Below are 15874 nucleotides of genomic sequence, written 5' to 3' on the forward strand. Positions count from 1 at the left end.
GTTAATCCTTTTTCACTTCGCCGGTTTTTTTATTTATATGTAAATCAACGACGTGGCCGTCAGATTTGAGTATTCGTACGGTATAAAAATCTGTTTTTTCGGTAATTTTAAGGGTTTTACCGTCTATGGTTTGTTTTGCAAGTACTACAGCTTTCTTTTTGCTTACCTCAGTTTTTGCTGTTTTTGTACTCGTTGTGCTTGCTTGAGCTAAATTAGCAAAGCTAATACAAGCAATTAAACTAAGGCTTAATAATACGCGCATGACGGAAACTCCTAGACCAGACCCACCTAGTTTAATTAACTAAGTTACTAAAATTCAAGTAAAAACGTTTAATTTAGTTTTACTTCGGTAATTTTAATTAAAATCTTGTGAACAAACCCTGAATTGTGAGATAGCAACTGACCTCAGGGCATTTCACAATTAAGCAGGTAATACTTTTTTAAACGGTTTAACTACTGAATTATCGTAAACGCCGCCAGCTACGTAGGGATCAGCAGCAGCCCATTCGCGGGCCTCTTCTAACGATTCAAATTCGGCAACTACTAAAGAACCTGTAAAACCAGCATCTTGTGGGTCTTCGCTATCAATGGCAGGTAAAGGACCCGCTGTAAATAAGCGGTTTTGAGAATCAAGCTCATGTAAACGTGCTAAATGAGCCGGACGAGCTGATTTTCTGAGCTCTAAGCTGTTTTCAACGTCAGTTGAGTAAATCATGTACAACATAGTAAATCTCATAAATTTTGTTAAATTTGATTAATCAAATAATACCACAGCGTTGATACTTGGTGAATTAAAAGCGTATTTACACAGGTTTACACCAAGAATTATTTTTTACGCTGCAATTGCTTGAAAAGCGTTGTGTAACACTGGTAGAGTCGCTTGGATAACATAAATAATAACAAGGTTAACGCATGAGCGAAAATAGAGAGCACTTTAGTTCCCGCCTCGGATTTATATTAGCAGCTGCTGGGTCTGCAGTTGGCATAGGTAATTTAGTTGGTTTTCCTGTTTCTGCAACAAAAAATGGTGGTGGCGCATTTTTACTCGTCTACGCTCTATTTGTTGCATTTATATGTTTACCAGTGATGATGGCCGAAATGGCAATGGGGCGTAAAGCGCAAAAAGATCCTTTAGGCTCTTATAAAATTTTGGCTGATAACGATAAAAAATGGAAAATTGCAGGTTTTTTAGCTGTATTAACTCCATTTATGATTGCTGTATTTTACATGGCTATTACTGTTTGGATTTTTGGTTACTTAAGTCAAACAGCTATGGGCAATTTAGATGTACTTGCCGATCCTAGTCATTTTGGCAGCTTTATAAACAGCTATACCGTGTTTGGCTACATGGCTGTTGTTGTTATTATTGTTAACCTCATCTTGTTAGGGGGTGTTAAACAAGGTATTGAAAAAGCAGCTAAGTTTTTAATGCCTGCTCTGTTTGTAATGCTTTTAGCACTTGTTGCCTACGTACTAACGCTCGATAACGCAATGGCTGGTGTTAAGTATTATATAATTCCTGATTTTTCTAAAATGAGTGCAAGTGTGTTAAATGGTGCACTAAGCCAAGCATTTTTCTCATTGTCTTTAGGTATGGGTATTTTAATGACGTATGCATCTTACATATCTAAAAAAGATGACATAGTAGGCAGTGCTAAAATGGTTGCCATTACCGATTCGTTAGTTGCATTTGTTGCAGGCCTAATGGTGTTACCGGCTATATTTAGTTTTGATCCAAATACAGACCCTGCTGCACTTTCAGACTCATCTGTTTCGATGATTTTTGTATACTTACCAAAAATATTATTAGCGCTGCAAAATGACATTGGTTACTTTGGCGCATCGGCCGTCGCATTTTCGTTTTTCTTGTTAGTCTTTTTTGCAGCAATTACATCGCTGGTCTCAATTGTAGAAGTACCTACAGCAACACTTAGTGACCGCAAGGGTATTAGCCGTAAAAAAGCACTTGGCATTTTAACCTTAGCAACAGGTGTATTAACTGTTTTATGTACTATGTCGTTTGGTATGGTCGATAGCTTAACGTCATTTACTAGTTATGGCAGCGGCAATAAAAGCTTTTTTGACATTGTGTATGATGTATTTTACGACACTATTTTACCGTTTAACGGCTTAATGGTGTGTTTGTTTGTAATGTATCGCTGGAAAAAAGTGCGTTTAACGCAAGAGTTAAGTCAAGGCTCGCCAAAGTATGCAGGTAGCTTTACAGAAAAATACGTAAACTTTTCGCTTTCAACGTTCATACCGGTTATTTTATTAGTGATATTTATTAATACCGTAGCCACTAAGTTTTTTGCTTTTAAGTTATTTGGATTTTAATCTTAACTGCTTTTTAAACTCGATTAGCCGCGTTATTTAACGCGGCTTTTTTGTTTAACTAAGTGCACCAGAATCTAAGTAGCTGCCAATTCCAAGGGTAAACATCCAAATGCCCCACAAGCTATGTTCAATAACACACACAAACGTTGAGCGGCTTTGTGCATAGGTATACGAAAAGAGTAATCCGCCTAAAAATGCTAATCCTACGGCAATCCAATTTGCATACACTATATGCGCAAGCGCAAACACAGTGGCACTAACAATTATACGAACCCCTTTTTTAGGCATAATGCGTTTATAGCGATGGAAAAAGTAGGTTCTAAATATTAGTTCTTGCGGTAATACTGAAAGCAGCGGATACAACACAATTAAAAGTAGCCAGTCGCTAAATGAGTTTAGGGGGAGGGTAAACCAGTTTCCTTGGTGGAGAATCCCGTAAAACATACCCGAGAACAGGGCGCCTAAAAAAAAGAAGCTAAATATTCGTCTTTTAACAGCAGAGAACTGCCCAAGGCTTGTGAGTCTAAAGCGTTTAAAATGCGGATCGCTAAGCAGCAACATACAGCAAACACTCATTAAAATTATTAATGCAGGAATAAGCCAGTTAGCTAAATAATGGCGTAACGCAAAGCCTATTAAAGGCAACGTTATAAAAACGAGGGTAAATTCAAACCAGCGGTATTGATTGGCGTTCAAGGTCGTCTCTGATTGCGTTTTTTTACAAACTAACAAGCAAAGACGACATTTTTATGACGATATAAACTTACTTAGCAGGTTCTTCTTCGTCCGGTAGGTATTTGTATAAAGCAATAATAGTGGCAAAAATACTCACAAAGGTAATGCCCATTAAGCCAAACACTTTAAAGTTAACCCAAAAATCGAGTGAAAAGTTATAAGCAATGTAAATATTGAGCACCGCAATACCGGCTGTTATGGCAACCCACATTAAATTAAGTTTATTCCATAGAGGCTCTGGCACGGAAATTTCTTGTTTTGAATCGTTCGCGTTTTCGAGTATTGAGCTTAATGCTTTTTTAACCAGATTTTTATTAAGTGCATAGCGGCTTACAAGTAAGGTTAAGCTTAAACCAGCGTAAATTATTGTGGCTTTCCATTTTATATACTGCTCGTCATGAAAAACTAAAGTCAGCGTACCAAATACAGCGGCAATCCCAAAAAATATCCACTGACGGGTAGGCACTTTACCGTGTTTAAAGTAGCTATAGGCAACTTGGATAAGTGTAGTTGCCATTAAAAGGCCCGTTGCCCAGTAAATATCAACCAGTTTAAATACCGCAAAGAATAATATGAGCGGAATGTATTCAATTAATGCGTGCATATACTACCTAAATTATACAAAAAGAAGTCAGGGAAGTTTTTACCACATAACACCAAGCAACTACAAGGTTGACTTGTTGCCCTGTAAGCCTTAGCCTGCGTGGCTTTATTTATTCATCATCATATTCTTACGCTTAACCACCCCTGATTAAGCGTGCATTTAGGAACCTAAAATGAACAAAGCCCAACTTATTGCCCAAATAGCTAAAAGTAGTGACCTTACAAAGAAAGATACCCAAGCTGTACTTGCAAGCTTGCAAAAAGTGATTACTAAATCGCTCTCAGAAGGTGACCAAGTGCAAATTAATGGTTTTGGCACGTTTGCATTAAGTTACTACCCAGCGCGAGCCGGGCGTAATCCGCAAACAGGCGAAGCTATTGAAATAGAAGGCGCAAATAAAGCCGTATTTAAACCAGCTAAAGCATTAAAAGATCTTCTTTAAATAGGTTTATTTAGCTCTTCTTGGCGCTATTAAATATAAAAATTATGGGTTTTGCCCATCACGTCAACAAGTTGTACGCCTACAAAAAAAACTAATGCCGAGCATGAGTTGTAGGCGCTGGACTTGCTCACGCGAAAGCGAAGCTTCAGTATTTTAATCATTGAGTATCAGAGCTTTGTTGTATCTGGTCTATGTAGATTATTCATAACCTCTAAATGATTTACATGGCTTAAGGCATGTCATTCATTAATCTTTATATTTTTCAGGGGCTTATATTTGGCATTTCTTATGCTTTTAATAAGATGATTCGAACACTTTATTAAATGTTATAAGGAGATCTAAATGACTACATTACAAACCAGCACACGTTTACAAGGCAAAAAAATTGCAATTTTAGCCACAGATGGTTTTGAACAAAGCGAACTGTTATCCCCACGAGATGCTTTGTTAAACGCAGGTGCCGAAATCGAAGTAGTATCTATTAAAGAAGGTCAGATCACCGGTTGGGACGAAGATAAATGGGGTGACAAAGTAAGCGTTGATAAACTTGTGACTAATGTAAGTGCAAATGATTACGATGCGTTGATGCTACCTGGTGGTTTATTTAACCCAGACTCTCTTCGTCAAGATAAACATGCAAAAGCATTTATTGACGGCTTTTTTGGCGCAGAAAAAAATAAACCTGTAGCGGCTATTTGTCATGCTCCTTGGTTACTTGCCGAGATAAATAAATTACGCGATCGCACTGTCACTTCATTCCCAAGTATTAAAAGCGATTTAATTAACGCTGGCGCAAATTGGGTAGATAAAGAGGTAAGTGTTGATCAAGGCTTAGTAACAAGTAGAAGCCCTGCAGATTTAGAGGCGTTTAACGCTAAATTTATTGAAGAAATTTTAGAAGGTAAGCACCAAGCTCACTAAGCTTTCTCAGTACGATTTTAAAATAAAAAAGGGCATTTTAAATGCCCTTTTTTAATGTGTAAATTTAAACTTATTATAATGCGGTTGCAGCTTTCATTTCGCTAACGAACGCTTTTAACTGAGCGGTCATTGCATCTAAATCATTAAGGTTAGCCTCAATAATTTTAACGACGGCTGAGCCTGAAATTGCACCGGCAGCACCTGCATTTAGCGCTGCTTTTACATCATCGGGTGTTGAAATACCAAAGCCCAATAAAGCAGGGGCTGCATGGTATTCTTTTAATTTAGTAACAATGTTGCCCGCTGGCATTTGCGCTTTAGTATCAGTACCGGTAACACCTGCACGCGACAGTAAATACGTGTAACCACGCCCGTAAGACGCGCACTGGCGCAGTGTATCGTCATCGGCATTGGGTGTAGCAATAAATATTGGGTCTACACCATTTGCCATAGCGGCTTTCCTAAACATTTTAGACTCATGCAATGGCACATCAGCAACTAAAATGGAGTCCACGCCTGCCGCTTTTGCATCTTTATAAAATGCTTCAAGACCGCGCTTAAACACAAGGTTAGAATACAGTAATAAACCGATAGGAATATCTGCATTGTAATCGCGTATTTCTTTAATAATATCAAAGCAATCTTGGGTGTTAATATTTACATCAAGCGCGCGAATATTCGCTTTTTGAATAACAGGGCCATCAGCGATTGGATCTGAAAACGGAATACCAAGCTCAAGTGCATCAGCGCCACCGTCAATTAGGCTTTTAATAATCGCAATACTTTGCTCTTTACCTGGGTCACCAATAGTAACAAAGGGTACAAATGCACCTTGTTTTTGCTCATCCAGGGCGGCAAATGTTTTACCGTAACGATCTGTATTTAGCTGGCTCATAGTTGACCTCCTTGTGATAAAACAGTGTGTACGTGCGTTAAATCTTTGTCGCCACGGCCACTTAAGTTAACCACTAAAATGCTTTCTTCTGTTTGCTCTTCTGCGTATTTAAGTGCATAAGCAAGGGCGTGGCTTGATTCGAGTGCCGGAATAATACCTTCGTTTTTAGCCAGCGCTTGGAACGCATCAAGTGCTTCTGTATCGGTAATACCAACATATTGAGCACGACCGGTTTCGTGTAAAAAAGCGTGCTGTGGCCCAACTGCTGGGTAATCAAGACCGGCAGATACCGAGTATGACTCTTCTATTTGACCATCGTCGTTTTGCATAATGTAAGTATACGTACCGTGTAATATACCTTTGGTGCCTTTACAAATGGTAGCGCCGTGCTCGTGGGTATCTAACCCTTTACCAGCAGGCTCAACACCGATAAGTTTTACACTTGGCTCGTCAATAAAGTCTGTAAACATACCAATAGCGTTAGATCCACCGCCAACACACGCAAGTACCGCGTCTGGTAAGCGACCTTCAGCTTTTAATATTTGCTGTTTAGCTTCTTCACCAATAATTTTTTGATACTCTCGTACAATTGTTGGGAATGGGTGAGGGCCCGCAGCGGTACCAAGTAAGTAATGTGCCTCTTGATAATTTGCAGACCAGTCACGTAGTGCTTCGTTTACCGCATCTTTTAGTGTGCCAGAGCCTGCTGTTACCGGAATAACCTCTGCGCCCATTAATTTCATTCTAAATACGTTTGGCTGCTGGCGCTCAACATCTTTAGCGCCCATATAAATTCGGCATTTTAAGCCAAGTAATGCACACGCAAGAGCCGTTGCAACGCCGTGCTGGCCTGCGCCGGTTTCTGCAATAACTTCTTTTTTACCCATACGTTTAGTTAGCAACGCTTGACCAAGTACTTGGTTAGTTTTGTGCGCGCCACCGTGTAATAAATCTTCACGCTTTAGGTAAAGTTTAACTTTAGGGTTTTTAATTAAATTACGCGTTAAAGTAAGCGGCGTAGGGCGCCCTGCATACTCGTTTAGTAACTTGGTAAATTCTGCCTGAAATTCAGGATCTTTTTGTGCTTTGTTAAATTCGTTTTCTAACTGCTTAAGCGCAGGGACAAGTAGCTCGGGTACAAACATACCGCCAAACTCGCCAAAATAAGCTGGATTTTGCATTTTAACCTCAATAATTTCTGATGCTTGTAAAAGCATTTTGTAATTTGTTAGGGCACTTTTTACCCGCAGATTCTTCAACGCCTGAGTTTAAGTCAAGGCCAAGGGCACCTTGAAAAAGCGCGTCTTTAATATTTTCTGGATTTAAACCACCCGCTAGCATAAACGGTGTGGTTGCATCGCGAAGCACCGACCAATCAAATGCTTTACCTGTACCACCAGCTTGTGTATCGCTGTGGGTATCGTAAAGGTGGCGCTCTACGCCATTTACAGGTGTTGGTAGCGTATCTTTAATTGCTTGTGCTTTCCAAATTTCACACCCGTTAGGAAGTTGTGTACGTAAAGTGGCAATATAATCGTCACTTTCTTGTCCATGTAATTGAACTGCCGCTAATTTTAACACACTTGCGTATTGAGCTACTTGCTCAATTGGTGCATTTACAAATACACCTACAAAGTTTAACGGAGCGCTTTGGCTAAGCTCAATAGCACAGTCTAAATCTACATATCGTGGTGATTTAGGGTGAAAAATAAGCCCACCATACACAGCACCGCTGTTATAAGCTGCTTGCGCGTCTTGGCTACGCGTTAAACCGCATACTTTGTTATCACCAAGTATCACTTTTTTACAGGCTTGCTCTAAATCGCGCTCGGCCATTAGGGAGCTGCCAATTAAAAAACCATCGCATAGCGGTGCTAGGCGTTTAACATCTTGATGGGTATAAATACCAGACTCTGAAATAACCACTTTATCTGCAGGAATGAGTTTACGCAGTTTTTCGGTGGTGGCTAAGTCAGTGCTTAAATCACGTAGGTCACGGTTATTAATACCTATAATTTGTGCATCGAGCGCAAGGGCGCGGTGCACTTCTTCTTCGTTACTTACTTCGGTTAATACCGACATATTAAGCGAGTCAGCTACTGCGTGTAGGGCTTTATATTGCTCATCATCAAGTACTGAAAGCATTAACAAAATAGCATCACCGCCATAAATTCGCGCCATATACACTTGGTACTCATCAATAAAAAAGTCTTTACAAATAAGTGGTTGCTCTACTTGGCTACGTACAAATTCTAAATAATCAAAGCTACCTTGAAAGTACTTTGCGTCTGTAAGTACGCTCATACAGGTAGCGTATTTTTTATAAACAGAGGTGATCTCTGTTAAATCAAACGGCTCGCGTATTAACCCTTTTGATGGAGATGCTTTTTTGCACTCTAAAATAAATTGTGTACCCGGTGCTGCCAGTGCTTCATAAAAGCTGCGACTGGTTGGCTCTGCTAGATGCTTAAAGCTTTCAAGCGGGCGGGCTGCCTTGCGTTCAATAAGCTCTAATTTTTTATCAGCAACAATTTTGTCTAATACATTAGCCATGACTTACCTCAATAATTGCATTTAATGTGTCCATGGCCTTGCCTGAACTGAGTAATGTTTGTACGTGTCGTGCGCCATCTTTTAATGATTGCACTTTATCGCTTAGGTATAAAAGTGCAGCCACATTTACCACAATGGCAGCGTTGTGTGCGTCTGTGCCTTTACCTTGCAATATAGCAAGGCTTGCATTTGCGTTGTATTGTGGGCCTTCACCTGCTAGTTGTTCAAGTGAATAGTTTGCAAGGTCAAAGTCGCTTGGGTTTAATGTGTACTGTGTTATTTCGCCATTATTAAGCTCAACTACGTTGGTTGGGCCATGAAGGGCGATTTCGTCAGTACCTGAGCCATGCACGATCATTGCGCGCTTAGTGCCTAATGTTTTAAGCGTTTGTGCCATGGGCATACATAGCGACTCGTCGTACACACCTAGTAATTGCACATCAGGCGCCGCAGGGTTAGCAAGGGGGCCTAAAATATTAAATATTGTACGTGTTTTAAGTGCAGTACGTACGCTCATCGCATGGCGTACGCCGCTGTGGTAATGCGGTGCAAACAAAAAGGTAAAGTGTGTTTGCTCAAGGCATTTTGCAGCTTGTTCTGGGCTCATATCAATATTAATGCCCAGTGCTTTGAGTAAATCGGCTGAGCCTGAATTACTTGATACACTGCGATTACCATGCTTTACCATATTAATACCCGCGGCCGCTGCAACAATTGCAGCGGTAGTGCTTATATTAATTGTATTTGAGCCATCGCCACCGGTACCACAGCTATCAGCAAGTTGTGAGCTATTTGTATTAAAAGCGACCGCGTTTTCACGCATTGATGCGGCAGCGCCGGCAATCTCATCGCTCACTTCGCCTTTTATTTTAAGGCTAATAAGTAAGGCTGTTAGCTCTATTTCGCTCATGTTGCCTTGCATTATTTCATCAAATAATGCTTTTGACTGCTCATAGCTTAGTGATTGATTTTTAATAAGCTGCTCAATAGCATATTGAACATTTATGGGCTCTTGTCGTTGTGTACTCATAATGTCCTCTATTAATTTGCGCGTGTTAAATACGCGACACTTTGCTGAAGTAGCATCGCACCATTTGGCGTAAGTATTGATTCAGGATGAAACTGATAGCCCAATGCACTGTCTTCATGATGGTAAATAGCCATAGGTATGTCTTCAAATTGTGCTATTACTTCAATATTTTTAGGTACTTCAGTTGCCATTAGCGAATGATAACGCGCTACAGGCATTGTACTTCCCATGCCATCAAATACAGGGTGTGCGTTTAAATCAATGATTGATGACTTACCATGTACGGTTTCGCCAGCGTGACCGATTACTCCGCCATAACTTTGTGTTAAAGCTTGCTGGCCTAAACAAATACCAAGCATAGGAAATTGACCTTTAGCAAGTTCAATTAGCTCCATTAAGCAGCCGGCGTCGCTTGGTGTACCAGGCCCTGGTGATAGAACTAATAATACTTGGCCAGGCTCTTGGCGCATTTTGTTAAAAATAACGTCAGCGTTTATGTTGTTTCTGTATACAACAAGCTCACACCCTAACATGGTTAGTTCATCAACAAGGTTGTAGCTAAACGAATCAAAATTATCTAAAAAGTATATTTTAAGTGGATTTTCATTACTCATTTTATACCGCCTTATAAGTAGATTTTATGGCGGTAATGACCGCTTGAGCTTTTGCGCGGGTTTCGTTTGCTTCTGATTGCGGATCTGAGTCAAATACGACTCCTGCGCCAGCTTGCACATACGCCGTATTGTTTTTTACAAACGCAGAGCGAATAACAATACAGCTATCCATTGCTCCATCGCCGGTTAAATAACCTACTGCACCACCGTAGCTTCCACGGCGCTTACCTTCTGTTTGGCGTACAAGTTCTGCGGCACGTACTTTTGGTGCACCAACAAGCGTGCCCATGTTCATACACGCTTGATAAGCATGTAGTGCGTCAAGTTCAGGTTTTAAAGTACCTACTACGCGTGACACTAAATGCATTACTTGTGAATAACGGTCTACTTTTAATAACTCTTTTGCAAAACGAGTACCTGCAACACTAATACGTGCAACATCGTTACGCGCTAAATCGACAAGCATTAAATGTTCAGCACGCTCTTTTTGATCGTTTCTTAGCTCAAGCTCAATACGGCTATCTAAGTCTGGGTTTATTTGTCCGTTTGCAAACTTACCACGCGCTCGGGTACCTGCAATTGGATACACTTCAACTTGTTGATTACTTACATCGTACTTAAGCGCCGACTCAGGAGAGGCGCCAAATAAAGCAAAGTCTTCATCGCGCATGTAAAACATGTATGGGCTTGGGTTTTGCTTTTTAAGTTGGCTGTAAGCATGTAACGAGTCAGGGCAGGGCAATGAAAAAGTACGTGAAGGCACCACCTGAAAAATGTCGCCATCGACAATATTCTTTTTAAGTTTAACTACTTGCTCGCAGTAAGTTTCATCGCTTATATCAACGTTTACTTCACATTCGCCAGTTTGCATGTCTGCGCTAAATTCTGCCGCGTTGTCGCAAAGGGTATTTAACCGTTCAAGTTCTTTACCTACTTCAAAGCAATTTGCATGAACATCTGGGCCATTAAATACATTACCAATAAGCTCAGTGGTTTGTTTTTGATGATCAATAACAACTAAGGTTTCGGCTAGGTAAAATACGTAATCTGGGCAGGTGTTTTCGCCATCAGGTACATCGCTTAATTGCTCAAAATTTGCCACCATATCGTAGGCAAATACACCGCCTAAAAATACCGAAAATGGATTTTCGGTGGTGCTTTGAATACTGTTAATACAGGTACGAAGAGCGCTGAAGGCATTATCGGCAACAAGCTTACTTGCTTCGTCTATATCTCTGCTGATGTCTTGGTAGTTAAGTGTAAGCGTTGTGTCGTTTAATTGTGAATCGCAGCTCTTAACATTTGCTTGTAAGTAGCTTAATAATTGTTTGCCGTTATTAGATTGTGCGTTAACAGTTACCGTTTTTCCCTTACATACAATACGCAGGGCACTATCAACTAAAATTAAACTTTTAACACTGTCTTTAGAATCAATTTCAGCTGACTCAAGCAGCAGCGAATTAGGCTTATCAAGTGCAGCATAAAGTGCAAGTGGGCTACTTATGTATTCACGAACTTGCGTAATGCTTGTTACTTCGCCTGGTGTGGTAGTTATATGACTAAAAATCAAACCTCATTCCCTCAAAAAATTAAACCCCGCAATGCGTTAGCAATGCGGGGTTAGAATAACGATATCTAAATTACAAACAGATCATTACCGTCCCGCTATATCAGGCGCCACCACCAACGATGTGTAAGAGTAAGACCGTTATTCATGTTTTTTTGCCTCAAAATTAAAAAATATAATTACGTAAAATTTAGTTATAAAAAAACCCGCATTATGCGGGTTTTGAATTTTTGCTAGACACGACAATTCATCACCCAATAATTATGAGTGCCACCACCAAATAGTGTTTTGAATTGAATTGATCATTTTTATTAATTCTTAATGTGTCTGAAAGTGGCTACAGTAAAACGTATCTAGTGCTTTTGTGTCAAGTGTTTATTTAAAACAATTTAGTCAAAAAACTTGTTATACTTACATAAACGCCATTAACCCTTAATTTTAAGCAGTTTTCTTTTGATAAAATACGATTTACATAGCCACACCACGCATTCAGACGGGCAGTTAACGGTTGAAGAATTACTTACCCGCGCCGTTGATAAAAATATAGATGTGTTTGCTATTACCGATCACGATACTGTGGCTGCTATTAAGCCCGCTCAAGAATTTATTCAAACCGAAAATTTGCCTTTATCATTAATTACCGGGGTAGAAATTTCGACCAAATGGGAAAGCTTCGAAATACATATAGTGGGTTTGAATGTTGATATTGATAATTTTGACCTTACTTCATTGTTAACGCAGCAGCAGCAAAAGCGTGAAGTCAGAGCGCTAGAAATAGGCGCAAGGCTTACAAAAAACGGTTTTGATGGCATTTATGAGCAAGCCAAAGAGCTTGCACAAGACGCGCAAATTACTCGTGCGCACTTTGCACGCGCGCTGATAGAGCGTGGTGTAGCTAAAAACTTCCCTGGTGTATTTAAAAAATATTTAGGTCGCGGTAAAACCGGCTATGTGCCAAGTAACTGGTGCAATATGCAAACCGCCATTGAAGCAATTCATTCAGCGGGAGGTATTGCAGTAGTGGCACATCCTGGGCGTTATCAAATGTCTAATAAATGGTTACGTAAATTGTTAACCGAGTATAAAAGTGTTGGTGGTGATGCAATGGAAGTTGCACAGCCTCAACAAGCTCCTAGTGAGCGACAATTTTTAGGTGAACTGAGCCGAGAGTACGATTTACTCTGCTCGCAAGGGTCTGATTTTCATTTTCCGACAAGCTATTTAGAGCTTGGCAAAAACTTATACTTACCTAAAGACTGCCAAGGTGTTTGGCAAGCATGGGAAGGACAAGAAGGGGCATTAACATGAGTCAATTATTTCATATTCATCCTGATAACCCGCAGCCACGACTTATTAATCAAGCCGTTGATATTATTAAAAAAGGCGGCGTTGTTGTTTATCCAACAGATTCTGGTTACGCCATAGGGTGTAACTTAGGTAACAAACAAGCTAAAGAGCGTATAGAGCGCATTCGTGGCATTGAAAAAAACGATAACTTTACACTTGTTTGCAGAGACTTATCAGAGCTTGCTACTTATGCAAGAGTAGATAACCAACTGTTTAGATTAATTAAAAATAATACGCCAGGGCCTTATACCTTTATTTTTAAAGGTACAAAAGAAGTACCAAAGCGTTTGTTAAACGAAAAGAAAAAAACCATAGGTATGCGTGTTATTGAGCACCCAATTGCCTGTGCGTTACTTGCTGAGCTAGGTGAGCCGCTTATGTCGTGTTCACTTATTTTACCAGGGCAAGAGTTTACAGAATCAGATCCTGATGAAATTTTAGAGCGCTTAGATAAACACGTCGATTTAATTATTCACGGTGGCTATTTAGCTGAACAAGCAACAACAGTAATTGATTTATCCGAAGACGATATAAAAATACTACGTGTTGGCTGTGGCGATACTAGCCCGTTTGAGTAAACACTGTTGAGTGACAAGCCCGAAAATAACGGTGTATCGAATGAACTTGAGCCAGTGCAGCAAAAGCTGCCACTGGCTTTTTTGCACGGTAAAGCCGTAGTTGATAAACCCGAAGATCTATACATTCCCCCTGATGCGCTTGAAATCATTTTAGAAACGTTTGAAGGCCCACTCGATTTACTACTGTATTTAATTAAAAAGCATAAGCTAGATGTGCTTGAGCTTTCTATTTTTAGTATCACTGAACAGTATGTAAGCTATGTTGAAATGATGACCGAATTTCAACTAGAACTCGCTGGCGAGTATTTAGTTATGGCGGCGCTGCTTGCACAAATTAAATCGCGGTTACTATTACCTGTTCACGAAGAACTTGAAGAGGAAGAAGATCCCCGTGCTGAGCTTATTAAACGCCTGCAAGAATATGAGCAGTTTAAAACAGCCGCCGAAAATCTAGATGAGATCCCCCGTGTTGGCCGTGATATTTTTATTGCGCATGCCGCAATGCCAACCGCAAGTGATAATAGCCCATCTTTACCAGAGCTTGAACTTAAAGATTTAATGCTTGCACTTAGCGATGTAATGGCACGAGCTAAAACATTTGAGCATCACCAAATAACAGCAGAAGTACTATCAACCCGCGAACGAATGAGTCAAATACTGCAGCAACTATCTAAAGCCGATTCTGCTGTTGTATTTAATGAACTGTTTACTCTAAGTGAAGGCAGAAGCGGTGTAGTGGTTAGTTTTATAGCTATGCTTGAGCTGATAAAAGAGGGGCTTATAACGTGTTTGCAGGTTAATCCACAAAGCTTAATTTATGTAAGTTTAAGCGAAAACGCTACTATATAGCCTCCATAAGTAGTGTTTTAAATAACCTTCAAGTGAAAGCTCAGTTATTAAAGGGCGTTACTTTTTTGCTAGTACCATTCTTTGTTGAAATAAAGGTTTTAAGTGCTCTGGCAGCCAGCGCATAAGCAATTCGTTATATTGCTTAGTGTGTTTAATTTTTTTAAGTTGTTCGTTAAGTATTTTTATATCCTCAGCACCTTGTGCGTTTTTAGTACAGCCAATATATCCATAACTTAAAGCTGGCGCTTCTTTAAGTGGGCGCTGTGTGAGGTTTTTATCAAAATGCATCGATTTAGCTAAGTAGTAATGTTCGCTTGGATAACCTAATAAAATATCAATTCTTTTTAAATTAAGCATATACGTTAAGCTCGCTAAGCTATCGCGAGTAGGGCGTATAACTAAGTCTATGTCTGGTGTACTGTTTATAACTGTATCTATTTCTTTACCGTAAGAACGACTCATAGATACACCAAGCGTTAGTTTTTTATCTTGTATTAGTTCAAGTAAAGACACCTCGTTCGCATCTTTAAGTTCTAACGCGTTTGCTAAACGTGCGTGCATAGCAATAGATGGGGATAAACCCGTCGTCGAACTTTCATCTGTAAAGTAAATATGCTGTTTTCTAAACTCATTTTTATAAAGGGACAGCGCACAAGCGTTATGCGAAGTATTAGATAGTTCTTGAACTACTTTACCTGAGGGGATGATCATACGGTTAAAAGTAATATTGGGGAGCTGTTTTTCAAGTAAAGTAATAATACTTTCATCGCGGCCTTGATGTTGGAATTGGCCATTTAAAATATAATAGGGTGCAAAGTCGTGTGCTAACCAATTAATGGTTCTAGCATTACTTATTGAGGTTAAACAAAAAAATAGTAATAAGCTTAAAAATACACGGCGCATTACAGCAGCTACCAGTAATTATTATTATAGCTCTATTGTAGGCATCAAAGTGTTAAAAAGTAAAATGCCAGCAACAAGGCTGGCATAATTTTTATCAATAATTGCAGTAATAAGAGGCAATTAAAGTTATATATTGTTTAGCTAGCTTTTAGCCACTTAACAAATTGGCGTGCATCACTCGCTTTTTGAAATAATGCATTTTTTAAACCTTGTGTATCACTAAAGATAACACGATGTTTATTTACAGAAATTGATTGCACTGGATGTGCGATTTGGATCATAGACCCATTATATTTATAAGACATAATAAAACTCACTTTATTCTTGCTATTTATTCTGCGCTATATTTTTATAGCAAATTGCAGTCAATAAATTAACGATGTTGTGTTTAGCTTCATTACAGTGTTGACGATCTTTATGACACTTTTGCGATGATTCAAAAATCATCTCGGTATTATTTAAGGGGTTCTCGCCGTACAATAACTTAGCTTTCAAATAT

Annotated in this window: 18 protein-coding genes; 6 read left to right on the forward strand and 12 right to left on the reverse strand. The window is 39.5% G+C overall.

The window, feature by feature from the left end:
* Position 1: 1 nt before the first annotated feature.
* Positions 2 to 262, reverse strand: a complete 261-nt coding sequence (locus ALFOR1_RS06890) for a PepSY domain-containing protein (RefSeq protein ID WP_058548981.1) — start codon at positions 260 to 262, stop codon at positions 2 to 4.
* Positions 263 to 421: 159 nt separating this feature from the next.
* Positions 422 to 724: a YciI family protein gene (locus ALFOR1_RS06895; protein WP_165491313.1), complete on the reverse strand. Its 303-nt coding sequence runs from the start codon at positions 722 to 724 to the stop codon at positions 422 to 424.
* Positions 725 to 912: 188 nt separating this feature from the next.
* Between ALFOR1_RS06895 and ALFOR1_RS06900 the strand changes: the two genes are divergently transcribed.
* A complete protein-coding gene (locus tag ALFOR1_RS06900; protein WP_104642473.1) occupies positions 913 to 2337 on the forward strand; it encodes a sodium-dependent transporter in 1425 nt (474 codons plus the stop codon).
* Positions 2338 to 2391: 54 nt separating this feature from the next.
* Here the strand turns inward: ALFOR1_RS06900 and ALFOR1_RS06905 are convergent, their stop codons facing one another.
* The gene (locus ALFOR1_RS06905; protein WP_104642474.1) at positions 2392 to 3033 is read right to left on the reverse strand and encodes a CPBP family intramembrane glutamic endopeptidase; all 642 of its coding nucleotides are present in this window, start codon (positions 3031 to 3033) and stop codon (positions 2392 to 2394) included.
* 67 nt (positions 3034 to 3100) lie between these two features.
* Positions 3101 to 3676: a septation protein IspZ gene (ispZ, locus tag ALFOR1_RS06910; RefSeq protein WP_104642475.1), complete on the reverse strand. Its 576-nt coding sequence runs from the start codon at positions 3674 to 3676 to the stop codon at positions 3101 to 3103.
* A gap of 172 nt (positions 3677 to 3848) precedes the next feature.
* Here ispZ and ALFOR1_RS06915 point away from each other — a divergent pair, with 172 nt between their 5' ends.
* The gene (locus ALFOR1_RS06915; RefSeq protein WP_058548986.1) at positions 3849 to 4118 is read left to right on the forward strand and encodes an HU family DNA-binding protein; all 270 of its coding nucleotides are present in this window, start codon (positions 3849 to 3851) and stop codon (positions 4116 to 4118) included.
* A 342-nt stretch (positions 4119 to 4460) separates the two neighbouring features.
* Entirely contained in the window at positions 4461 to 5039 is a 579-nt protein-coding gene (locus ALFOR1_RS06920) for a type 1 glutamine amidotransferase domain-containing protein (RefSeq protein WP_104642476.1), read from the forward strand.
* A gap of 73 nt (positions 5040 to 5112) precedes the next feature.
* Here the strand turns inward: ALFOR1_RS06920 and trpA are convergent, their stop codons facing one another.
* From trpA to ALFOR1_RS06950, 6 genes are read right to left on the reverse strand one after another with little or no spacing between them, the layout of a single operon-like run.
* On the reverse strand, positions 5113 to 5934 hold the full coding sequence (gene trpA, locus ALFOR1_RS06925) for a tryptophan synthase subunit alpha (protein WP_104642477.1): 822 nt from the start codon (positions 5932 to 5934) through the stop codon (positions 5113 to 5115).
* On the reverse strand, positions 5931 to 7115 hold the full coding sequence (trpB, locus tag ALFOR1_RS06930; RefSeq protein ID WP_058549169.1) for a tryptophan synthase subunit beta: 1185 nt from the start codon (positions 7113 to 7115) through the stop codon (positions 5931 to 5933). The genes trpA and trpB overlap by 4 nt, the downstream gene beginning before the upstream one ends.
* Before the next feature lie 7 nt (positions 7116 to 7122).
* Positions 7123 to 8487 carry a bifunctional indole-3-glycerol-phosphate synthase TrpC/phosphoribosylanthranilate isomerase TrpF gene (trpCF, locus tag ALFOR1_RS06935; protein WP_104642478.1) on the reverse strand — a complete coding sequence of 455 codons (1365 nt, stop codon included), beginning with the start codon at positions 8485 to 8487 and terminating at the stop codon, positions 7123 to 7125.
* Positions 8480 to 9517, reverse strand: coding sequence for an anthranilate phosphoribosyltransferase (gene trpD / locus ALFOR1_RS06940; protein ID WP_104642479.1), 1038 nt, complete (start codon positions 9515 to 9517; stop codon positions 8480 to 8482). The genes trpCF and trpD overlap by 8 nt, the downstream gene beginning before the upstream one ends.
* Before the next feature lie 11 nt (positions 9518 to 9528).
* Positions 9529 to 10131 (reverse strand): aminodeoxychorismate/anthranilate synthase component II, encoded by a 603-nt coding sequence (locus ALFOR1_RS06945; protein WP_104642480.1) that lies wholly within the window; start codon positions 10129 to 10131, stop codon positions 9529 to 9531.
* 1 nt (position 10132) lies between these two features.
* Positions 10133 to 11701, reverse strand: a complete 1569-nt coding sequence (locus tag ALFOR1_RS06950; RefSeq protein ID WP_104642481.1) for an anthranilate synthase component 1 — start codon at positions 11699 to 11701, stop codon at positions 10133 to 10135.
* Between the two features lie 450 nt (positions 11702 to 12151).
* Here ALFOR1_RS06950 and rnm point away from each other — a divergent pair, with 450 nt between their 5' ends.
* Genes rnm through ALFOR1_RS06965 form a run of 3 tightly spaced genes read left to right on the forward strand, consistent with a single transcriptional unit; the run spans position 12152 to position 14472 of the window.
* Positions 12152 to 13006, forward strand: coding sequence for an RNase RNM (rnm, locus tag ALFOR1_RS06955; protein ID WP_058548993.1), 855 nt, complete (start codon positions 12152 to 12154; stop codon positions 13004 to 13006).
* Positions 13003 to 13623, forward strand: coding sequence for an L-threonylcarbamoyladenylate synthase (locus ALFOR1_RS06960; RefSeq protein ID WP_058548994.1), 621 nt, complete (start codon positions 13003 to 13005; stop codon positions 13621 to 13623). The genes rnm and ALFOR1_RS06960 overlap by 4 nt, the downstream gene beginning before the upstream one ends.
* A 6-nt stretch (positions 13624 to 13629) precedes the next feature.
* Entirely contained in the window at positions 13630 to 14472 is an 843-nt protein-coding gene (locus ALFOR1_RS06965) for a segregation and condensation protein A (RefSeq protein WP_104642482.1), read from the forward strand.
* A gap of 57 nt (positions 14473 to 14529) precedes the next feature.
* On the opposite strand, the gene ALFOR1_RS06970 is transcribed toward ALFOR1_RS06965, so the two are convergent.
* Both ALFOR1_RS06970 and ALFOR1_RS06975 read right to left on the reverse strand, forming a co-directional pair.
* Positions 14530 to 15375 carry a transporter substrate-binding domain-containing protein gene (locus ALFOR1_RS06970; protein WP_104642483.1) on the reverse strand — a complete coding sequence of 282 codons (846 nt, stop codon included), beginning with the start codon at positions 15373 to 15375 and terminating at the stop codon, positions 14530 to 14532.
* Positions 15376 to 15512: 137 nt separating this feature from the next.
* Complete coding sequence (locus ALFOR1_RS06975; RefSeq protein WP_007375427.1) at positions 15513 to 15680, reverse strand: hypothetical protein; 168 nt, start codon at positions 15678 to 15680, stop codon at positions 15513 to 15515.
* Positions 15681 to 15874 lie beyond the last annotated feature (194 nt).

Source organism: Pseudoalteromonas carrageenovora IAM 12662, assembly GCF_900239935.1.
GTDB lineage: Bacteria > Pseudomonadota > Gammaproteobacteria > Enterobacterales > Alteromonadaceae > Pseudoalteromonas > Pseudoalteromonas carrageenovora.

What these genes read in the sequence shown, in the direction of transcription:
- ALFOR1_RS06975 (WP_007375427.1), bottom strand. Translation starts at nt 15,680, where the DNA reads ATGTCTTATAAATATAATGGGTCTATGATCCAAATCGCACATCCAGTG.
- ALFOR1_RS06895 (WP_165491313.1), bottom strand. Translation starts at nt 724, where the DNA reads ATGTTGTACATGATTTACTCAACTGACGTTGAAAACAGCTTAGAGCTC.
- ALFOR1_RS06890 (WP_058548981.1), bottom strand. Translation starts at nt 262, where the DNA reads ATGCGCGTATTATTAAGCCTTAGTTTAATTGCTTGTATTAGCTTTGCT.
- ALFOR1_RS06945 (WP_104642480.1), bottom strand. Translation starts at nt 10,131, where the DNA reads ATGAGTAATGAAAATCCACTTAAAATATACTTTTTAGATAATTTTGAT.
- ALFOR1_RS06920 (WP_104642476.1), top strand. Translation starts at nt 4,461, where the DNA reads ATGACTACATTACAAACCAGCACACGTTTACAAGGCAAAAAAATTGCA.
- trpB (WP_058549169.1), bottom strand. Translation starts at nt 7,115, where the DNA reads ATGCAAAATCCAGCTTATTTTGGCGAGTTTGGCGGTATGTTTGTACCC.
- ispZ (WP_104642475.1), bottom strand. Translation starts at nt 3,676, where the DNA reads ATGCACGCATTAATTGAATACATTCCGCTCATATTATTCTTTGCGGTA.
- ALFOR1_RS06970 (WP_104642483.1), bottom strand. Translation starts at nt 15,375, where the DNA reads ATGCGCCGTGTATTTTTAAGCTTATTACTATTTTTTTGTTTAACCTCA.
- trpD (WP_104642479.1), bottom strand. Translation starts at nt 9,517, where the DNA reads ATGAGTACACAACGACAAGAGCCCATAAATGTTCAATATGCTATTGAG.
- ALFOR1_RS06960 (WP_058548994.1), top strand. Translation starts at nt 13,003, where the DNA reads ATGAGTCAATTATTTCATATTCATCCTGATAACCCGCAGCCACGACTT.
- ALFOR1_RS06915 (WP_058548986.1), top strand. Translation starts at nt 3,849, where the DNA reads ATGAACAAAGCCCAACTTATTGCCCAAATAGCTAAAAGTAGTGACCTT.
- trpCF (WP_104642478.1), bottom strand. Translation starts at nt 8,487, where the DNA reads ATGGCTAATGTATTAGACAAAATTGTTGCTGATAAAAAATTAGAGCTT.
- ALFOR1_RS06900 (WP_104642473.1), top strand. Translation starts at nt 913, where the DNA reads ATGAGCGAAAATAGAGAGCACTTTAGTTCCCGCCTCGGATTTATATTA.
- trpA (WP_104642477.1), bottom strand. Translation starts at nt 5,934, where the DNA reads ATGAGCCAGCTAAATACAGATCGTTACGGTAAAACATTTGCCGCCCTG.